Below are 19,961 nucleotides of genomic sequence, written 5' to 3'. Positions count from 1 at the left end.
AACTAATTAAACGCTGACTGACCATTCACCTACAGATTAGATAGTTTTATACGCTCTACAGAATCAATCAACTTCTGCTCAATTGCCCAATTAATAAATTTGCTGATTATAACACTATCTGGTGGCTGATGCTGTTGTATATTGATATTCAATCCTGTTATTTTTTTCAAAGCTCCAGCTTTACAATAATATACGCTCATTCCCTTATATCTGGCATGATGTGAGGTTCTTTCGTCATAAATATCTTTAAGAAGCGAAACAACTGATTCTTTATCTTTGGCTTCCCCTATATAATAACATGCATTGCAAATTTTATCAACATCATCAGATTGTAAATCTTTACGATAATCCTCTATCGTTTGAGATCGGCATCCAATAATGAGTGAAAACAGAACAAAAATTAATGATGGTTTAAACATTTATCAGATTACAAGCAACCACTTAATACTCACTACTATTTCGCCTCCGTGATCTCCAGAATGACACTGGCTCTGCGGGCATTCACCATAGGGTTATATCCAACAGTCATCAGGTAGTTGCCGGAATAGGAAGTTTCTCCGGTGATATCGGTTTTGGTACCAGGATACAGATTAATTTCTTTTACCTGGTATTTTTTAGCAGGTTCCAGTCCGCCTAATTTAACCGGAGAGCCACTTCCTGCCCCATAGCGGTTAGAAACCAGGTAATTAAACATGACCGCCCGGTTTTTAGCTTCATTCACATACATCAGCGAAGCAAAATCATTCTCACGAGGATTAGCCAGCCTATACAAATCGCCATGCCAGACTACATCGCTGATTGATTTATAGGTGCTCACCGCATCCTGGCAGAATTTCAGGTCTTCGGCTTTGAGCTCGCTAACGACAATATCAAAACCCAGTTTGCCCATCATGGCTACATCGGTGCGGAATTTAATGGGTTGTTTGCCCCAGTCAGTTACGTGATTATCATGAGAAATGGCCGGGAAAAAATACGAGTATTCCCACTGGATAAAAATGCGTTCCAGCGGATCGGTATTATCGCTGAGCCAGAATTCAGTAAAATACTGCAAGGCTCCATAATCCACCCGGCCACCGCCACCGGAGCATAACATCATGGGCAGTTCTGGGTATTTTGCCCTGAAGCGTTGTAATACCTTATATAATCCCCGAACATACTCTACATACAAATGCGATTGTTTGTCTTTCAGGTAGGAAGAATAGGCATTATAGATCACCGCATTACAATCCCATTTAAAAAAGGCTACGCCCGGATTTTTTGTCAGAATATTATCCAGTACGCCAAACACGAAATCCTGTACTTTCGGATTGCTCAGGTCTAATACCAGCTGGTTGCGGTACAAATGTTCGGATCGTCCAGGCTGGCGGATGATCCAGTCGGGGTGTTTCTCATACAATTCACTTTTCGGGTTTACCATTTCCGGCTCCACCCAGATGCCGAACTTTACCTGGTTGTTTTGTGCTTCTTTTACCAGGTAGCCAATGCCATGCGGCAGTTTCTTCACATTTTCCTGCCAGTCTCCTAATCCGGCATTGTCGCTGTTGCGGGGGTACTTGTTGGCAAACCAGCCATCGTCCAGCAGGAACATATCAACCCCAAGTTTTTTAGTGTCTTTGATGAGTTCGGCCAGTTTTGTTTCGTTAAAATCGAAATAGGTAGCTTCCCAGTTATTGAGAAGTGTCAGGCGGGAGCCATTGCCCTGCATGATTTTATACTTTCTTGCCCAGCGGTGCATATTCCGGCTGGCTTCTCCTTTGCCATGTTCTGAGTAAGTATATACAAACATCGGCGTAGTAAATTCCTGTCCTTTTGCCAAAGTATAGGTAGAAGCATGTGGATTGATTCCGGCAATCACCCGCAGATTGTTGAGTGGGTCTACTTCCAGGTCAATCCTGAAATTTCCCGACCATTCTACAGAGCCATACAGTACCCGCCCTTCGGTTTCGGAAGCAGCTTTGTCGAGTGATACCATAAAGGTAGGCGGCTGGTATAAATTGGCCCGTGTGCCTAATTTGGTATCCAGTACTTTTATGCCGGGAGTCAGGCGGATTTCCTCTGTTTTCATTTCTTTGGCCCAGTCACCATGGTAGTGTTTTAAATAGTATTCACTGGCTTTTAAATAGAGATTCGCTGACGCATACTTGTGAAGCGTAACATTTCCTTTCTCATTATTTTTAATCACCGACCATTGTTCGATCACATTTTCCTGGGCATACACTTTATAATACAGCGTTACTTCCAGTCCGTACACTGGATCGCGTAAGAGAATGCTGGTCGTAGATACATTGTTGTCCGTTTTTTGAACCTGATGACTTACATATTGTAGATCCAGGGAAGTATTGCCATCCGCATGAGTCACCCAGATGGCAGGTTCCACCAGATTTCTGGAGCCGCTAGGGGTATAGGCTGAATGCAAAATACCTGAATAATCATCACCCTGGCGGTACATAGCTGGTGCATGCTGGTACTCGGATGCATTATTGAGTTTAGCGCCAAAATAGATAACGCCAGCCCGTTTTTCCGCATCTATGCCAATGGCCAGTGCGTTTTGCTGTGATTCAATAGGAATTACGGTGGCAGGCTGGGCAACTACCTGACCGCTTATGAGATAAAAAATAAAAGCAACCGGGAAGGTAAATTTTCTAAAGAATGCAGGCAATTGTTTATCTCTCAAAGTCATAATTCATTCACAGTTTAAGGCGGTACCACGTGTTGTAAACAAGGGCAGGAAATTACAAGATTGTTTGCATTTGTTTTTATTTTCCTGTGAAAAATTATAAATGTATCTATCCCGGGCAAGCTACGCTAAGACGTATTTCCAAGAAAAAGTATACTTATTAAAGAATGTGTTGCATTTAGCAGGTTTATTTATAAATAAGTGTTGCAGATGAAGACAAAATCCTCTGCACTTTGTTATATTAATTCCGTAAAACATACTATACAACTAAACAACAACGGTCAGTTCAGTTACCGGGTATGCTGGTAACACATCAAAAAACTACTTTTTACTGGTATGAAACTTAAATATTTTGTGTATGCCATACTCCTTATCGGACTAAGTTCATTGGTAGGATATCGGATTGTTAAGAACAAAAGCCAGGCAAACACACCAGGAGGTGCAGGTGGTGGGAGAGGTGGCGCTGGCGGAGGAGGGGCAGCCATGCGGGTAAATGGTGTGGTGGTGAAATCAGAGCGCTTTGCCAATGCCTTGCTTATATCAGGGACTATTGATGCCAATGAACAGGTTTTTTTACGCAGCCAGGTATCAGGCATCATAACAGCATTGTATTTTAAAGAAGGAAGCATTGTTAAACAAGGGCAGGCGCTCTTACAAATTGATAATACTGAATTAAATGCCCAGTTATCAGAAATTGGAACCAGAGAAAAGCTGGCTTCTGAAAATGAGCAGCGTGCGGTGCAGTTATTGGACAAAGGAGCCATAAGCCAGCAGGAATACGATATTGCCCTGGCCGACCTGAAATCATTGCGGGCACAAAAACAATTAATAAGTGCGCAGCTGGCCAAAACCACTGTTAGGGCTCCTTTTACCGGAACCATTGGCTTGCGCTCTATTTCTGTTGGGGAATACCTCTCCCCTCAAACCGTGGTAGCCAAACTGGTGAATACCAATCCCTTGAAAATTACATTTTCGGTGCCTGAAAAATACGCCACCCAGGTAAAAGTGAATACAAAAGTGACCTTTACCATTTCCGGTTCCACTAAAAAATATACCGCTACCGTTTATGCCATAGAACCCAGTATTGATGCTCTTACCCGTACGCTTCAGCTCAGAGCCTGGGCCGAAAATCCGGAAGGCGAATTACGGCCTGGGGCATTTGCCAACATAGAATTGCCGCTCACCATCCTGGATGATGCCATCCTGATTCCGACAGAAGCGGTGGTACCGGTTCAAAACGGGAAAAAAGTCTTTGTGGCTGAAAACGGAAAAGCCAAAGAAGTAAAAGTAGAAACTTCCACCCGCCGCGAACAGGATATTCTGATCACCTCCGGATTGAAAGCAGGTGATACAGTTTTAACCACAGGAGTGATGTCATTGAAACCACAGATGCCAGTAAAAGTGGTGATTCCCAAAACTGGAAGTAATTAATAAATGAAAATTATTTATGTTTTTCTTGTAATAATATGCTTTGGTTCATGCAATAGGAATAATAATTCAAAACCTGTTCATAAAGATCTTTTGGGTTTCAAAGCAGATTTTAGAGTTGAATCGGATGATAAAAGATATGACAGATTAGAATTAAAACTAGGTAAACTTCAAATTAGATATATAGAGGATATAATCTATGTTTCTACATATGCAGAGGTAAATGCGTGTGGAGATTTTCAAGGGAATATTCAAATAAAGAATGACTCTATCATGCTCAAATATGAGTATATATCTGATTTAGCGTGTACATCAGTGGCCATTGAGAAATTAACCTATTTAATTGATAATCCTGGTAAAAGTAGGAGAAAAATAAAATTTGAAGATTAAAAAGCTTTTGTTGCCAATGCCAGCTTGATCTGTTACAGCAATGAGCGTAAAAGTATGTTTTGAAAGAGGTATTGAAAACAGAAAATCAAAAAAATAACAAAAATTCCATGAGCGAGAGGATAAATGAAAAGTGGGGTGAGCGTTGGATGTGGGAGGAAGCGTTTTTCATTTTGCCTTTTTCTTTTGTTACTGACACACAAGCTGGCTCAAAGCTCTCGCTTTGCCCTCTTTTGGGCATGCAAAAGAAAAGTAAGACGGCGTAAGTATTCACAACAGGAAATATTAACTGAAGAACTTGTACGTTAAGTGATATCAATCTCTGAAATCAATTTAATAGTGATAAATAATACCTAAAATGAGCTTACCAACCACCAGTATCAAACGCCCGGTATTTACCATAGTGATCAACTTACTGCTGATTCTGTTTGGTATTATTGGATATACCTTCCTGGGAATCCGGGAATTTCCTTCCATAGATCCGGCAACTATTTCGGTGCGAACCAGTTATTCCGGCGCTAACTCCGATATTATCGAATCCCAGATCACGGAGCCGCTCGAAAAAGCCATTAACTCGATTGATGGTATCCGCAATATCACCTCTGCCAGTAACCAGGGTTCCAGCAATATTACCATTGAATTTAACCTGGATAAAAACCTGGAGGAAGCGGCCAATGATGTACGGGATAAGGTTTCCCAGGCCGCCAGGAGCCTGCCTCAGGATCTGGATGCGCCGCCGGTTGTTTCCAAACAAGATGCCGATTCAGAACCTATCATCATTCTCACAGTAAGCAGTAATACCCGCAATGCACTGGAATTAAGTGATTATGCCGAAAATGTGATTGCCCAGCGCATTCAAACCATTCCTGGGGTTAGTAGCGTGTTTATCTATGGCCAGAAGCGGTATGCCATGCGGATGTGGATTGATCCTATGAAACTGGCCTCGTATGGCCTTACTGTGGCAGATGTCCGGAGTGCATTAAACAGGGAAAATGTGGAACTGCCATCTGGTAAAATAACTGGTAAAAATACGGAATTAAGTGTACGTACCCTGGGTAACCTATCTACGCAGGAACAATTCAATAACCTGATTATCAAAACAGATGGCGACCGGACGGTACGATTTAGTGATGTGGGAAATGCAGTTCTGGGGCCAGAGAACCTGGAAACGAAAATGAGCGAATCCGGCAAACCTCTGGTCGGGCTTGCCATTGTGCCTCAGCCCGGCACCAATTACCTGGATGTTTCCAATACATTTTATCAGCGCCTGGAGCAATTACAAAAGGAAGTACCGGACGATTTGAAACTGGCGGTTTCTGTAGATAATACGCAGTTCATCAGAAAATCTGTAACCGAAGTAGCAGAAACCATTTTAATTGCCCTGATTCTTGTGATTCTGATCATCTTCCTGTTCTTCCGCGACTGGGGGATAGCCTTCCGTCCTTTAATAGATATTCCGGTTTCCCTGATCGCCACTTTCTTTATCATGTACTTGTTTGGCTTTTCGGTGAATGTGCTCACTTTACTGGCTATTGTACTGGCAACCGGCCTGGTTGTAGATGATGGGATTGTAGTAACAGAAAATATCTTTAAGAAAGTAGAAGAAGGGATGTCTCCTATTGAGGCCGCCATTAAAGGGTCCAATGAGATTTTTTTAGCTGTTATTTCCATTTCTATCACCCTGGCAGCCGTTTTCCTGCCGGTGATTTTTCTCGAAGGCTTTGTTGGGCAGTTATTCCGGGAATTTGGGGTAGTGATCGGGTCTGCAGTGCTTATTTCTGCTTTCGTATCATTAACACTTACACCTATGCTGAACGCCTACCTGATGAAAGGTGGGCACCAGAAAAAGTCTAAGTTTTACAACCTGACCGAGCCTTATTTTGAAAAGCTGAATTCAGGCTATGCAAGCGCCCTAACCGGCTTTATGAAACGCAGGTGGCTCAGTTTCCCGATTATCGCTCTTTGTATTGGAATGATCGGACTGTTTTATACCATTCTTCAGAAAGAAACGGCTCCCTATGATGACAGAAGTTACCTGCGGGTACAAGTAACCGCACCAGAAGGAGCTTCTTATGAGTATACAGACCGTTTTATGCAGGAACTGACCAGGCTGGTGAATGATTCAATTCCTGAAAAGAAGGTAAATCTGGTGATTACAGCCCCTGGTTTTGGCGGATCTGGTTCTGTAAATACCGGCAGAATGACCATGACCCTGGTGCCTCCGGATGAACGGGAACGCACCCAGAAAGAAATTGCCAATAAATTAACCCAGCTCACCAGAAAATACTCAGAAGCCCGTACACTGGTAACTGAGCAGCCAACTATTGCCGTGAACAGGAGAGGAGGATTACCTATTCAATACATCATTCAGGCACCTAATTTTCAGAAACTGCAGGAAAAAATACCTGAGTTTATGGATGAAGCCAGCAACGATCCTACGTTTTCTAATACGGATGTAAATCTGAAATTTAATAAGCCTGAAATTAATGTTTCCATAGACCGCGATAAAGCACAGAGTCTGGGTGTATCGGTAATTGATGTGGCCCAGTCGCTGCAACTGGCCCTGAGCGGACAGCGGTTTGCCTATTTTATGATGAATGGCAGGCAGTATCAGGTCATTGGCCAGTTCGATAAAAGCGATAGGGATGATCCTTTAGACCTGACTTCAATTTTCGTCAGAAGCAGTTCCGGCCAGTTAATTCAACTCGACAACCTGGTAACGACCAGTGAATTGAGCAGTCCGCCACAGCTCTACCACAATAACCGTTTTTTATCAGCTACGGTTTCGGCTGGTCTGGCTCCCGGAATGAGTATAGGGGATGGCATCGAGGCAATGGACCGCATTGCAGAAAAAGTATTGGATGACAGCTTTTCAACCGATCTGGCCGGTGAATCACGCGATTTTAAGGAAAGTGGTTCTAATACCTTGTTTGCTTTCGGTCTGGCCTTATTACTGATCTATCTGATTCTGGCTGCCCAGTTTGAAAGCTTTATTGATCCCTTTATTATCATTCTCACGGTTCCGATGGCCGTGGCAGGAGCTATGTTTTCTCTGTGGTTATTCGGTCAGACCTGGAATATTTTCAGCCAGATCGGTACGATTATGCTTATCGGGCTGGTAACGAAAAACGGCATTCTGATCGTAGAATTTGCCAATCAACTGAGGGAACAAGGTAAACCCAAAATGGAAGCTGTACTGGAAGCCGCAGAAGCCCGGTTGCGCCCCATTCTCATGACCAGTTTAGCCATTGCCCTGGGGGCCTTGCCTATTGCGATGGCATTGGGAGCGGCCGCTCAGAGCCGGATCGGAATGGGCGTAGTGATTGTGGGAGGGACTATTTTCTCGCTCATTCTCACCTTATTCGTGATTCCTGCTATTTATTCCATGTGGTCAAAAGCCCGCAAACATTATCCGGAGCTGGATCAGGCAGAAAAATACGAAAGAAAACAACTGGAAACGGTCGCTTAAGGATTCAATTGGTTGTTAGCAAAATTTTGTTCATCCACATTTTGTGAAAGTACACATATACAGTTCCCATAATGAATAACTAATAACGATCTTCTGTTATTCCGGCAAAATGTTTTTTAGGGCAAAACGTAAATTCTCAAGTGTGACCGGTTTTTCTAAATAGCCCAACACCGGAAACAAGGCAACTTTGCGTTTTTCCTTCTCGTACGGCAGGCTGCTCACCAGTAATATTGATGTATTGTTATGCTGCAAGCCTTCTATTGAATGTAGTTCCGATAAAAATTCATAGCCATCAATAACAGGCAGGTTCACATCCAGCAGGATCAGTTCCGGACAGAATACATGAGGGTTGTCGAGTGTAGGAATACAATAGGTTGTAATGTATGACAAGGCATCTAAGGCATTGGGATAGGTAATAATTTTTGTATGGACGAAAAGCTCTTTTGCTGCTTCCACCATCAGTCGCCGACTGGCCAGATCATCGTCAATAATAAGCAGTTGCCTGATTCTTTCCATTTTCCTTAAACTGATTTAAATCTGGTTTGAGTTCAGTATATTCATAACAGGAATTCTATCGCAACGCAGGAACAGTGTATCCTGTAAAGGGTATGACTAACAAATACAAGATACTGACAAATGATTACTGACCAATGGTGATTGTAAATACTTTTTCAAATACATTTCCAGCTTCTACCTGTTGAATGGCTTCTTTCCTGGAAATATCTACGGGCTCACCTTCCGAATCGGCGCAGCCTAGCCAGGGCTCGATGCACAAAAAATCTGCCCCTGGTTTTGCCCAGATGCCCATATATGGAAACTGGGAGTATGCTACCCGTACAAACTGGTTATGGTTTCTGCTCCGGAGTGTTATCACGCTGGATGATAAATTTTTAAATACGAGCGCATCCTGCTTGAACAGGTCTTTGGTAAGCAGAAGTTTATTGCCCTCCAGCGCAATCGGCTCAGTTTTCCCGTTGAAAAGACCAGAGCCGGAAAGTAAATGTCTTTCCAGTTTTTCTTCGTGTTCAAACTCAAGAAAATAGTCCGTATACTGTTCGGATGAGGTAAAAGGCACATTAAATGCCGGATGGGCACCCACCGAAAAATACATGCGCTCCCGGCTTGTATTGATCACCCGGTAGGTAATGCTCAACTCTTTCTCTTTGAGTGTATATTCAATCTGAAAATCGAAATCGTAGGGATACACCTGTTTTGTTTTAGGACTCGAAGGAAGTGAGAAGATGGCCTGTTCATTGGTAGACTTATTCACATGAAACTCAGATTGCCTGGCAAACCCATGTCTTTCCATCGGATAGGTTTTATCCCCGATCTGTAATTGATTATTCAGGCAACCGCCAACCACCGGGAACAGGTTTGGCGCATGCCAGTTCCATATGGATGGGTCGCCTTGCCAGAGGTGTTCAGTGCCAGAGGTTTTGTCTATCAGGGAAGTGAGTTCTGCTCCTTTGTTTCGGATATTTATTTTCAGGAATTCATTTTCAAGTATGGCCATATATAGAGAGGTTTACCGGGTCAATATTATAAAATAACCACGCTTTTTAAAACGTGGTTAAGAAATTTATAAAGACCGTTTCATTTAGTGTATTTATCTGGATTTCTGATTAAACTTACACTTGATGGGATTTTAAGCCATTGATACTTTTGGCTACTGCTACATTTTTTGAAAAATGGTTTTCAAATTCCAGCCTGTTAATCATCAGCTTCTGTCTGCTGGCTACTGCTGGCACTTACCCGCCAGAGGGTATTACTCGCATCATCAGCCACCAGCAACGACCCATCCTGCAATACAGTAATTCCTACCGGACGGCCATATACATCTTTGTCATTGGCAATAAAGCCAGTCAGGAAATCTTCGGGTTTGCCGGAAGGTTTGCCATTCTGAAAAGCCACGAAAACAACTTTATATCCCGAAAACTCAGAACGATTCCAGGAACCATGCTGCGCGATAAAAGCACCATTGCGGTATTTTTCCGGAAACTTTTTCTGGTCATAAAAAGCCAGTCCTAAGGATGCACTGTGCGCAGCAAGAGGAACATCAGGAACAAGGGTTTGTTTTACCAGATCAGGCCGTTCACCTTTGCGGCGGGGGTCTTCATTCTGGCCTAAATAAGCGTATGGCCACCCATAAAAACCGCTTGATTTCACACTGGTGATATAATCTGGTACCAGCTCGTCGCCCAGTTCATCCCGTTCATTTACTGCTGTCCATAAGGTATTTGTACCGGGAGCCCAGTCCATACCTACCGGGTTACGTAAACCACTGGCATAGATGCGTTCGCCTGAACCATCCGGATTGATTTCCAGAATAGCAGCTCTGCGTTCTTCTTCTTTTAAACCATGTTCGGCTACGTTACTGGCAGAACCCACCGAAATATATAGTTTAGAGCCATCCGCACTGGCGATAATGTTCCTTGTCCAGTGGTTATTATAGCCACCAGCCGGCAGTTCAAGAATTTTCTCTCCTTTGGTTAAAATAGACGTTTGCCCCTCCTTATACGGATAGCGCCATAAGCCATCAGTATTAGCTACATAGAAATAGTTATTGAGAATCAGCATTCCGAAAGGCTTATTAAGACCGCTTAGGAAGGTTTCTTGTTTGTCAGGCTTTCCATCCTGGTTAGTGTCCCTGAAAATAGTAATCCGGTTGGCACTTTTTCCCAGGTTCTGAGAATCATCTTTTCCGGAAAGCTCATTTTTGATTTTTTCCTTCACATCTGGTTCTGTATTGGCTTCCGACACAAATATATCTCCATTGGGAGCCTGGTAGATCCACCGGGGATTCCGCAGATTGGCAGCAAATTTTTCTACCATAAATCCATTCGGAGCGATAGGGGTTTTGCCGTCAGTCCAGCCAATTACGTTGCTGAACCTCTTCTCAGATTTTGAAGGTTCGGGTAAAGAAACCGATTGAGTGGCATTGGCAATAGAGGTGGTGTCAGCTGTTGATGAATCATTAGCAGTCTGGTTCTGATTGCTTGTTTCGCCTGGATTGCAGGCAGCTAATAAGGCTGCCAGAGAAAATGCTGTACAGTATAAGGATAGTTTTCGCATAACTGGTATTATTTATTCTATTGGTAACACCCTGCTTATACGGCATTTTCTATATAAAGTCATATTTTTACCTCATATTTATTATCAATCTCATGAAATACCATCAGTTAAGAAATTCGGGTTTACAAGTAAGCGAAATCAGCTTTGGATGTATGTCGCTGAGTGGCGACGAGAGCCAGGATATACAGCTTTTACACCAGGCGCTGGATCAGGGGATTAATTTTTTTGATACAGCCGATCTCTATGAAAAAGGAGTCAACGAAGAAAAAGTAGGAAACGCTTTTAAAGACAGGCGGCAAAAGGTAATACTGGCAACCAAAGTGGGAAACCAGTGGCGCTCCGATGGAAGCGGCTGGGACTGGAACCCAACCAAATCCTATATTCTCAAAGCGGCAGATGAAAGCCTGAAACGCTTGCAAACAGACTATATTGATCTATACCAGTTACACGGCGGCACCCTCAACGACCCTATTGACGAAACCATCGAAGCTTTTGAAATTTTGCAGCAGCAGGGAAAAATCCGTTATTATGGCATTTCTTCCATCCGTCCGAATGTGATCCGGGAATATGTGAAACGTTCTAACATCGTGAGTGTAATGATGCAGTACAGTTTACTGGACCGGCGGCCGGAAGAAGAATGTCTGGATTTGCTGCATCACCACAATATTGGCGTTCTGGTGAGGGGAAGTGTAGCCAGAGGCTTGTTAGTTGACAAACCTGCCGAAGCCTATTTAAATTATTCAGCCGAACAGGTACAGGCAGTGGCGGAGGCGGTAGCAAAAGTAGCCAAAAGCAAAACGAAAAGGGCTTCTGTTGCTGTACGTTATGTATTGCAGCATCCGGCGGTAGCATCAGCTGTCGTAGGTATCCGAACACCAGCACAACTGGAATCCGCTTTATTGGTTCCAGAATCACCAGTTCTTTCTTCCTCTCAATTGCAGAAATTGTGTGATTCTGTTCCAGCAAATCAATATGTGGAACATAGGTAAATCTACCGTTGGGTGAATGAAATTCATGCAGACGGTTGTACAGTCTGTTTTTGGCTGGCTCCTATTTTTTAAGTTTATTACTTTAATAGTATTGTATTGGGATTATATCACAGGGAGTGTTAAGTTAAAAATCCAATATGCAAAGAGAGCTGAAAGTGGAAATATTGGAAGATACCATCCTTTTTCCACAAGGATATTATTTTACAGTGAGCCAGGTACATACAGACAAGAAGATAAGTAAAGAAAAGATTACAGAAATCAATTTAAATACCTTTCCACCCTCTTTCGTTTTAGATGACAAAGAAGTAATTTTTGTAGCTTATGATGGCAAAGCACAATTAGAACATTTTGGCCTGAAGAATAATATTAACATAGTAGAGAGATTTGATATTTGGGAGCATATTAATCAACCTTTTCTCGATACAGAATTTGACCTTGCAGAAAAAGCGGATACTTTAAATCCTTTAGCTAAAAATGGAGTAAGTGAAGAGGAAACAATAGCCATACGAAAAAAAATAAAATCGGTTATGAATGCTAACTTCTTTGCATGGGAGTGGATTTACCTGGGCCAGTTTGACTATTTGATGTGGGCTAAACCTTTGACAGTAGAAACATATGCCTGGTCGATGGAAATTGCACTCAGAAATTATCGTGAAAAAAAATAGTGATGGAATTTGATGAAAAATTAACTACTTAAAAGTGTCAATACATTGTTCAAAGATTTTTCAGACCTATAGCCTTTACAATGAGATACATACCTTTACTAATATTGTTACTGGCAGCCTGCCAGGGGAAACCAACCGAAGAACGCCAGCAGCAAAAGCAGCAACCAAAGCCCATCAGTTTGCATCCCAATAACGGACATTATTTTTTGTTCAGGGATAAGCCTACAGTACTGATTACTTCCGGAGAACATTATGGCGCCGTGTTAAACCTGGATTTCGATTATATTACCTACTTAAACGCCCTGCAAGCTGATTCGCTCAATTATACCCGGATTTTTACCGGTTCGTATGTGGAAGATCCTGGGGCTTTCGACATTTCGAAGAATACCTTGGCACCGGCGGAAGGCCGTTTTATCTGTCCCTGGAAACGGAGTGATACACCAGGATATGATAATGGGGGTAATAAATTCGATCTGAATACCTGGGATGAAGCCTATTTTAAACGCCTCAAAGATTTTGTTGCGGAAGCCGGCAAACGGGGGATTGTGGTAGAAGTTACGTTGTTTACTTCACTATATGGCTGGAGCGATGGATGGAAAAGCAGTCCTTTGCATCCTGAAAATAACATCAATGGCACTGATTCTCTTATCTTCTCCAAGGTTCAAACCCTGGAAAATAGAAATATTCTGCCCTTTCAGGAAAAAATGGTGAAAAAGATCGTGAGCGAGCTGAAAGAATATGACAATGTTTTCTATGAAATCCAGAATGAACCCTGGGCAGATAACAGCGTAAAACTCCCTGCTGTAAGCCAGGGGGATAGTATACTTTTTGAGTGGCAAAAAAGTGTCGAGGTGCCAACTGAAATTACCTTGGCCTGGCAGAAACGAATGGCTGAAGTAATTACTACAGAGGAAGCTAGCCATACCCACAAACACCTGATTGCCCAGAACTATACCAATTTTGCCTTCACCCTTACAGAAACAAATCCGGCTGTTTCCATATTTAATTTCCATTATGCCCATCCAGAGGCTGTCCAGTATAATTATCACTTAAATAAAGTAATTGGTTTTGATGAATCCGGATTTGCAGGAAGTGCAGATTCTACCTACCGGAAGCAGGCATGGCGGTTTATGATGGCTGGCGGAGGATTATTCAATAACCTGGATTATTCATTTACTGTAGCCAAACCAGATGGCACTGACCAGCAGAAAGCGCCGGGAGGAGGCAGTCCGGCCTTACGCAAGCAACTATCTGAACTCAAAAAGTTTATGGAAAGTCTTGATTTTATTCACCTGAAACCGGCTCAGGAATTAGTAAAAAACGCAGATAAAAAAGGTGTGTTTGTGCTGGCCAATTCCGGAAAGGAGTATGCCTTATTTGCTGAAAATACTGTATCAGAAGCAATAGGCCTGGAACTTGCGGCTGGAAAGTATAGCCTGGAATGGCTCAATCCTGAGAATGGCACTAGTATTAAGACAGATACACTTATACACAGCACTGGAACAGCTACTCTGAGTATGCCAGTGGATGTGGGAGATATTGCCTTACATATCCGGCAGACCAACTAAGGTATATGTGTGGGATTCACCTGATCATTGACAAAACCTTTCAGCTATCGCAAGCGCCAGTACAACAGATGCTGCAAGCCCTGCACTACCGGGGTCCTGATGCTGCCAGTCAACTGAGTATCAAAAACCATAATCATTGTGTATATATCGCCCAGAACCGGCTCCGGATTACGGATATCCGAAGTGAGGCAGATACATTATTTCAATCGGAAGACGGGAGGTATACGCTGGCTTACAATGGAGAAATCTATAACTACCAGGACATACGAAAGCGCCTGGAACGGAGCTATCATTTCCGCACGCAATCGGATACGGAAGTGCTGCTGTATCTGCTGATAGCAGAAGGTTTGGAAGGAATTAGCCAGGTGAATGGCATGTTTGCCTTCACTTTTTATGACAGGATGGAAGAAAAACTCTACCTGTGCCGGGATCGCTTTGGTATGAAACCGCTATTTTATGCAGAGAATGAAAAATACTTGATTGTTTCCTCCGAAATCAAAGGAATTCTGGCTTCGGGGCTTATCGAAAAAGAGCCGAACAGCAAGCAGATCCCTCATTATTTGCGTTTTAAATTTGCCCAACGGCCTAATACTTTTTACAAGAACATTTATGAAATAGAACCAGGCTACGTTTACATATATAACCCTGGAAAATCCCTGTTGAAATCCAGCAAACTACCTGCATTTCAGGTAAGCGTTCCTGAAAACTTTTCACTCACACAGATTGAACAGTCGCTTGTTGAAGCTGTACAAATGCATTTGCCGGCAGAAGTTCCGGCAGGTTTATTTCTGAGTGGGGGAGTAGATTCTACCTTACTTCTTGCAATGATCCGGGAATCTGGTAAAAAGGATTTTCCTGTCTTTTCCATCGCTAATTCGGCTAAAGATGCTTCGTTTGGAACGCAGGATTACCTGTTTGCCAGGAAAGCCGCTCAGCAGTACGGAGCAGCTTATCATGAAATAGAAATCAGTCCGGATTTGCTAGCGAATTTTTATGCGTTTGTTGAGAAAATAGATCAGCCGGTGGGAGATGGGGCAGCCTGGCTTACCTGGTTATTATCGCAGGAAGCAAAGAAATTTGTAAAAGTCATTATTTCTGGTGCAGGGGCAGATGAACTGTTTGCCGGATATAACCGGCATCAGGCTTATTTTCAATATTTAAAGCACTATTCCTGGCTTCAATACCTGCTTCCAGTATTGAAAAAGTCAGCTTTTTTATTACCTGACGGTTCGAGTCATCCGTTCCGGAAACAAGCCAGACTATTACACAAGTTACTCAGCCAGATGGATGTATCAAGGCAGCAAACCTTTGTTAATTTTACGGCGCATCTCGCTTTTGCGGAAACAAATTCAGAGGATAATCTTTTCCCGGAAGCTACCGGACAAAACATGGAACAATACCTGCAACAAGCACTTCAATATGACCGGGAACATTTTCTTTCAGCAGATGTACTGGCGATTACCGATAGAATGACCATGCAGGCGAGCCTGGAAGCCCGTTTGCCTTATCTGGATGCTCATCTGAGTGCACTGATGGAATCTATTCCTGCCAGTGTATTGTTACAGAAGGGAAAAAAATGGATATTGAAAGACATACTCAGCCGTAAAGGCGGACAAGCGTATGTGCAGCGCAGCAAAGAAGGTTTTGGCATGCCTTTCGGGCAATGGCTTAAATCGGTAAATGGAAAATTTTTAAGAGAACTGCTGCAAAACCGCAAGGCTTTACTATATGAACATACATCATATGCCGAAATAAATAAGCTAGTACAGTTGCATCTGGCTGGAAAATCGGACTATTCTTCCGAACTTTGGACAATTGTATTGCTGATTGCCTGGCTGGAACAAGAATTTGGAAAGAAAATGTAATTTTTGCTAGTATGAATCTGGTTCAATGAAAATAATTTATATACACCAGTACTTTAAAACTTATGCTGACGGCGGTTCCTCAAGGTCGTATTACCTGGCAAAAGCCTTAATCAAACAGGGGCATCAGGTGGAGATGATCACCAGCCACAATAAGAAAGCCTACCAGAAAGTACGGATCGAAGGTATTACCGTTCATTACCTGCCGGTATTTTACGATACAAAACTGGGTTTTTTAGGACGTATCCTGTCTTTTCTGAGATTTGTCATTCAGGCATCCAGGCTGGCGCTTTCTATCAAAAATGCAGGATTATGTTACGCTACCTCTACACCGCTGACGGTTGGGATAACTGCTCTGTTGCTAAAAAAACTAAAAAATATTCCCTTCTATTTTGAAGTAAGGGATTTATGGCCCCAGGCACCCATCGAAATGGGCGTCATCCGTAATGGGTTCATTCAGAAAATAATCCGGGGTTTCGAGAAACTCGTTTACCGGCAGGCACAAAAGATCATCGCCCTGTCGCCAGGAATGGCACAAGATATTAGTCAGAAAATAACAGACCTGGGTAAAATTCATGTAATTCCCAATATGGCGGATTGTGATTTTTTTCAGGCGGATGAACCTACATTTCCGCAAAAGACAAATACATTCACCATCAGTTATTTTGGAGCTGTAGGTAAGGTTAATCAATTAAATTATCTGGTAGAAGCCGCCCGTTATTTTCAGGAGAAACAACTAAGTGGTGTCCGGTTTCAGGTAGTGGGAAAAGGCAATGCCAATGCACAGGTGCAACAGCTGGCGCAACAGTATCAGTTGAATAATATGACGTTTCATCCCCATGTAGATAAATTTACACTGAGGGAAATGTTAGCACATACAGATGCTGTGTATATTTCGTTTGCGCAGAAACCAGTAATGGAAACCAGCAGCCCTAATAAGTTTTTTGATGCCCTGGCAGCGGGTAAATTGTGTATTACCAATACAAGTGGCTGGGTAAGGGAATCAATTGAAGAAGCCGATTGTGGTTTTTATGCCTCTCCCGATGAACCAGATGATTTTTATAAAAAACTACTTCCCTATCTGGCCAGTAAGCGGAAATTAAAAGAGGCAAAATCTTCTGCCCGCTACTTGGCAGAAACGCAGTTTTCACGGGAAATATTGACAAAAACGTTTGTGGGCCTGTTTCCTCAATCGAAACCTATTGCTATTTCAAAAGAGGTAGCTGTGGTGCCGGAATAATCGTCTGGAACCAGGATTTATCGGATTGTTGGAATAACAGGATTCATAAACATAAAATTTAGCGTAAGTAAGATGATTGTTCCTTCAGCATTGATCTAATCTGCGAATTATATAATCGTGGTTCCAGCCCAATAAATTTAACCTTACCTTAACAACACAAGTGTAATTTGCAGGTTATTATTGTATCAGACAGACGAGGGCAAAGTCTTATGTTTGTATTCTTCTGTTATTCTTCCAACTATGCATATTTCTACGGCTAACATACGATCTGGATACTGGTTTTCTTGCTTTATTTGCCTGCTTTTTGCGCTTACGTTAGTAGGGGAAAGCCAGGCTCAGCATAAATTTTCTGTAAGCGGCTATGTAAAAGATGCTGAAACAGGCGAAGATTTGATCGGCGCTTCGGTATATGCACCACAGTTAAGTAAAGGAACCACTACCAATGCCTATGGTTATTTCTCCTTATCCCTGCCAACCGACAGTATTCAACTCATCATTTCTTATATCGGCTATGCACCGGCTCAACGCAAAGTATTCCTCGTCAAAAATCAGCAGCTCACTATTATGCTGGCACCTGAGAAACAGGAGCTCAAAGAAGTAGTAGTAACGGCTGAATCGCTGCAAGCCAAACTGGAGCAAACACAAATGAGTGTAGAACGACTCAGCATTGCAGAAATCAAGCAGATTCCGGCCCTGTTTGGAGAAGTAGATATTATCAAAGCTTTACAACTGAAGCCAGGCATTCAGTCGGGTGGGGAAGGGGCTACCGGGTTATATGTGCGAGGTGGCGGTCCGGATCAGAACCTGATTGTACTTGATGAGGCAACTGTTTACAATGCAGCTCACTTGTTTGGATTTTTCAGCATCTTTAATCCGGATGCGGTAAAAGGGGTAGATTTATACAAAGGAGATTTTCCGGCTCAGTTTGGCGGACGGCTTTCTTCGGTAGTGGATGTAAAACTGAAAGATGGCAACGATCAGCATGTTGCAGGAAGCGGCGGCATCGGACTCATTGCTTCCAGGCTGACCCTGGAAGGCCCCTTGCTGAAGGATAAATCTTCGTTTATGCTCTCAGGCCGGCGAACTTATTTTGATATTTTTACCAGGCAACTCAACAAAGCCAATGCAGATGATGAAGAATATAATCCGATTCCGGATTATTATTTTTATGACATGAATGCGAAGGTTAATTATGAACTGGGCAAAAAAGATAGGTTGTTTCTAAGTGGATATTTTGGAAGGGATATTTTCAAGTTCAGCGGCGACAATTTTAACTTTGATTTTAAGTGGGGAAATACCACCGGTACCTTGCGCTGGAACCATATCTTTAATCCCAGACTCTTTTCTAATACTTCGTTTATCATATCTGACTATAATTACAGCATAGCCAATAAGTTCGACATCTTTAAGTTTACTCTGGGCTCCAGCATTCAGGATGTAAGCGGCAAAACAGATTTCGACTACCTGATCACCAATAATCACACACTTAGGTTTGGCGCACAATACACCTATCATCAGTTTGCGGTAGGCCGTTTACAGGCCGGCAGCGATGATGGCCGGGTATCTTTCAGTTCCGGACAGGACTTATTTGGTTCGCAAATGGGCGCTTATGTGTCGAGTGATTATACGCCGAATATCCGCTGGCGGCTCAATAGTGGGTTTAGATTATCTGGCTTTGAAAGCCGGGGTAAATGGTATGGCGGCCTGGAACCTCGTTTTTCGGCCAGATATAAACTTAGTAATACCGCCTCTGTAAAGGCAAGTGCAGCCAGAATGTACCAGTATGTGCATCTGGTTTCTAATTCCGGCGCCTCATTGCCCACAGATATCTGGTTCCCTTCCGGAAGGATTGTCAGGCCGCAACGCTCCGACCAGATAGCCGGTGGAATCAGCATATTACTGGGCCGGGGTAAATACCTGCTTAGCAATGAAGTTTACTATAAATGGATGAAGAACCAGACCGATTTCCGGGATGGGGCGCAATTGTTTGTGAATCCTCAGCTGGAGCAGGAGTTTGTATTTGGAAAAGGCTGGGGTTATGGCAACGAAATATACCTGGAAAAAAAAGAAGGCCGCACCACTGGCTGGATAGGCTATACGCTTTCCTGGACGTTCCGCAAGTTTGATGAGATCAATGAAGGACGAAGGTTTTTCCCCAGGTACGACCGCCGGCATGATATGACGATGGTGGTGATGCATGAGTTGAATAAAAGATTATCTGTAACGGCCACCTGGATTTATGGTACCGGAAATGCAATCTCTTTACCGGTTGGCCGTTTTATTTTTCAGGATGTGGAAGGCGCTAATTTTAGTGTAGTACCTGAATATCTGGAAAGAAATAGTTTCCGGATGGCCCCGTATCACCGGCTCGACCTGGGACTCGTTTGGAAGTTTAAACACAAGTGGGGCGATTCTGACCTGACATTCAGTGTGTATAATGCCTATAACCGGCGCAATCCGTATTTTATTTATTTTGAGGAATTACGGGACGAAGATACTGACCAGATTACTGGTTTTAAAGCCAAACAGGTTTCTTTGTTTCCGGTTATTCCTTCGGTAACCTATAATTTTAAGTTTTAATCACCCGGAACCAGGATTTATAGG

General features: G+C 42.9%; 15 protein-coding genes. 10 read left to right on the top strand and 5 right to left on the bottom strand.

Going from position 1 to position 19,961, the window contains the following annotated elements; genetic code table 11:
• Positions 1-29: 29 nt before the first annotated feature.
• Together GXP67_RS33770 and GXP67_RS33765 are read right to left on the bottom strand one after the other, a co-directional pair.
• A complete protein-coding gene (locus tag GXP67_RS33770) occupies positions 30-419 on the bottom strand; it encodes a hypothetical protein (RefSeq protein ID WP_162447201.1) in 390 nt (129 codons plus the stop codon).
• A 35-nt stretch (positions 420-454) separates the two neighbouring features.
• Positions 455-2,680: an alpha-galactosidase gene (locus tag GXP67_RS33765; RefSeq protein WP_162447200.1), complete on the bottom strand. Its 2,226-nt coding sequence runs from the start codon at positions 2,678-2,680 to the stop codon at positions 455-457.
• Positions 2,681-3,013: 333 nt separating this feature from the next.
• Between GXP67_RS33765 and GXP67_RS33760 the strand changes: the two genes are divergently transcribed.
• From GXP67_RS33760 to GXP67_RS33745, 4 genes are all read left to right on the top strand, one after another.
• Positions 3,014-4,108, top strand: coding sequence for an efflux RND transporter periplasmic adaptor subunit (locus GXP67_RS33760; protein WP_162447199.1), 1,095 nt, complete (start codon positions 3,014-3,016; stop codon positions 4,106-4,108).
• Between the two features lie 3 nt (positions 4,109-4,111).
• Complete coding sequence (locus GXP67_RS33755; RefSeq protein WP_162447198.1) at positions 4,112-4,495, top strand: hypothetical protein; 384 nt, start codon at positions 4,112-4,114, stop codon at positions 4,493-4,495.
• 59 nt (positions 4,496-4,554) lie between these two features.
• A complete protein-coding gene (locus GXP67_RS33750; RefSeq protein WP_162447197.1) occupies positions 4,555-4,758 on the top strand; it encodes a hypothetical protein in 204 nt (67 codons plus the stop codon).
• Positions 4,759-4,850: 92 nt separating this feature from the next.
• Positions 4,851-7,961, top strand: a complete 3,111-nt coding sequence (locus GXP67_RS33745; protein ID WP_162447196.1) for an efflux RND transporter permease subunit — start codon at positions 4,851-4,853, stop codon at positions 7,959-7,961.
• A gap of 96 nt (positions 7,962-8,057) precedes the next feature.
• On the opposite strand, the gene GXP67_RS33740 is transcribed toward GXP67_RS33745, so the two are convergent.
• The 3 genes from GXP67_RS33740 to GXP67_RS33730 all read right to left on the bottom strand — a co-directional run bounded on the left by GXP67_RS33740 (position 8,058) and on the right by GXP67_RS33730 (position 11,033).
• Positions 8,058-8,477: a response regulator gene (locus tag GXP67_RS33740; protein WP_162447195.1), complete on the bottom strand. Its 420-nt coding sequence runs from the start codon at positions 8,475-8,477 to the stop codon at positions 8,058-8,060.
• Between the two features lie 124 nt (positions 8,478-8,601).
• Positions 8,602-9,474, bottom strand: a complete 873-nt coding sequence (locus tag GXP67_RS33735) for an aldose 1-epimerase family protein (RefSeq protein ID WP_162447194.1) — start codon at positions 9,472-9,474, stop codon at positions 8,602-8,604.
• Positions 9,475-9,671: 197 nt separating this feature from the next.
• A complete protein-coding gene (locus GXP67_RS33730) occupies positions 9,672-11,033 on the bottom strand; it encodes a PQQ-dependent sugar dehydrogenase (RefSeq protein ID WP_162447193.1) in 1,362 nt (453 codons plus the stop codon).
• A 92-nt stretch (positions 11,034-11,125) separates the two neighbouring features.
• Here GXP67_RS33730 and GXP67_RS33725 point away from each other — a divergent pair, with 92 nt between their 5' ends.
• The 6 genes from GXP67_RS33725 (at position 11,126) to GXP67_RS33700 (ending at position 19,937) form a co-directional block, all read left to right on the top strand.
• Positions 11,126-12,022 carry an aldo/keto reductase gene (locus GXP67_RS33725; RefSeq protein WP_162447192.1) on the top strand — a complete coding sequence of 299 codons (897 nt, stop codon included), beginning with the start codon at positions 11,126-11,128 and terminating at the stop codon, positions 12,020-12,022.
• A 155-nt stretch (positions 12,023-12,177) separates the two neighbouring features.
• Positions 12,178-12,687: a hypothetical protein gene (locus tag GXP67_RS33720; RefSeq protein ID WP_162447191.1), complete on the top strand. Its 510-nt coding sequence runs from the start codon at positions 12,178-12,180 to the stop codon at positions 12,685-12,687.
• Between the two features lie 80 nt (positions 12,688-12,767).
• Entirely contained in the window at positions 12,768-14,255 is a 1,488-nt protein-coding gene (locus GXP67_RS33715) for a cellulase family glycosylhydrolase (protein ID WP_162447190.1), read from the top strand.
• A gap of 5 nt (positions 14,256-14,260) precedes the next feature.
• Positions 14,261-16,120 (top strand): asparagine synthase (glutamine-hydrolyzing), encoded by a 1,860-nt coding sequence (gene asnB / locus GXP67_RS33710; protein ID WP_162447189.1) that lies wholly within the window; start codon positions 14,261-14,263, stop codon positions 16,118-16,120.
• A 25-nt stretch (positions 16,121-16,145) separates the two neighbouring features.
• The gene (locus GXP67_RS33705; RefSeq protein WP_162447188.1) at positions 16,146-17,357 is read left to right on the top strand and encodes a glycosyltransferase family 4 protein; all 1,212 of its coding nucleotides are present in this window, start codon (positions 16,146-16,148) and stop codon (positions 17,355-17,357) included.
• 240 nt (positions 17,358-17,597) lie between these two features.
• Entirely contained in the window at positions 17,598-19,937 is a 2,340-nt protein-coding gene (locus tag GXP67_RS33700; protein WP_162447187.1) for a TonB-dependent receptor, read from the top strand.
• Positions 19,938-19,961: the final 24 nt, after the last annotated feature.

Origin of the sequence: Rhodocytophaga rosea (assembly GCF_010119975.1) — a bacterium.
GTDB classification, from domain to species: Bacteria; Bacteroidota; Bacteroidia; order Cytophagales; family 172606-1; genus Rhodocytophaga; species Rhodocytophaga rosea.
Note: the sequence above shows the minus strand (reverse complement) of the source record. Positions and strands in the feature narration are given on the sequence as shown.

Coding starts and splice junctions, on each gene's coding strand:
- GXP67_RS33770 (WP_162447201.1), bottom strand. CDS start 419: ATGTTTAAACCATCATTAATTTTTGTTCTGTTTTCACTCATTATTGGA.
- GXP67_RS33765 (WP_162447200.1), bottom strand. CDS start 2,680: ATGACTTTGAGAGATAAACAATTGCCTGCATTCTTTAGAAAATTTACC.
- GXP67_RS33760 (WP_162447199.1), top strand. CDS start 3,014: ATGAAACTTAAATATTTTGTGTATGCCATACTCCTTATCGGACTAAGT.
- GXP67_RS33755 (WP_162447198.1), top strand. CDS start 4,112: ATGAAAATTATTTATGTTTTTCTTGTAATAATATGCTTTGGTTCATGC.
- GXP67_RS33745 (WP_162447196.1), top strand. CDS start 4,851: ATGAGCTTACCAACCACCAGTATCAAACGCCCGGTATTTACCATAGTG.
- GXP67_RS33740 (WP_162447195.1), bottom strand. CDS start 8,477: ATGGAAAGAATCAGGCAACTGCTTATTATTGACGATGATCTGGCCAGT.
- GXP67_RS33735 (WP_162447194.1), bottom strand. CDS start 9,474: ATGGCCATACTTGAAAATGAATTCCTGAAAATAAATATCCGAAACAAA.
- GXP67_RS33730 (WP_162447193.1), bottom strand. CDS start 11,033: ATGCGAAAACTATCCTTATACTGTACAGCATTTTCTCTGGCAGCCTTA.
- GXP67_RS33725 (WP_162447192.1), top strand. CDS start 11,126: ATGAAATACCATCAGTTAAGAAATTCGGGTTTACAAGTAAGCGAAATC.
- GXP67_RS33715 (WP_162447190.1), top strand. CDS start 12,768: ATGAGATACATACCTTTACTAATATTGTTACTGGCAGCCTGCCAGGGG.
- asnB (WP_162447189.1), top strand. CDS start 14,261: ATGTGTGGGATTCACCTGATCATTGACAAAACCTTTCAGCTATCGCAA.
- GXP67_RS33705 (WP_162447188.1), top strand. CDS start 16,146: ATGAAAATAATTTATATACACCAGTACTTTAAAACTTATGCTGACGGC.
- GXP67_RS33700 (WP_162447187.1), top strand. CDS start 17,598: ATGCATATTTCTACGGCTAACATACGATCTGGATACTGGTTTTCTTGC.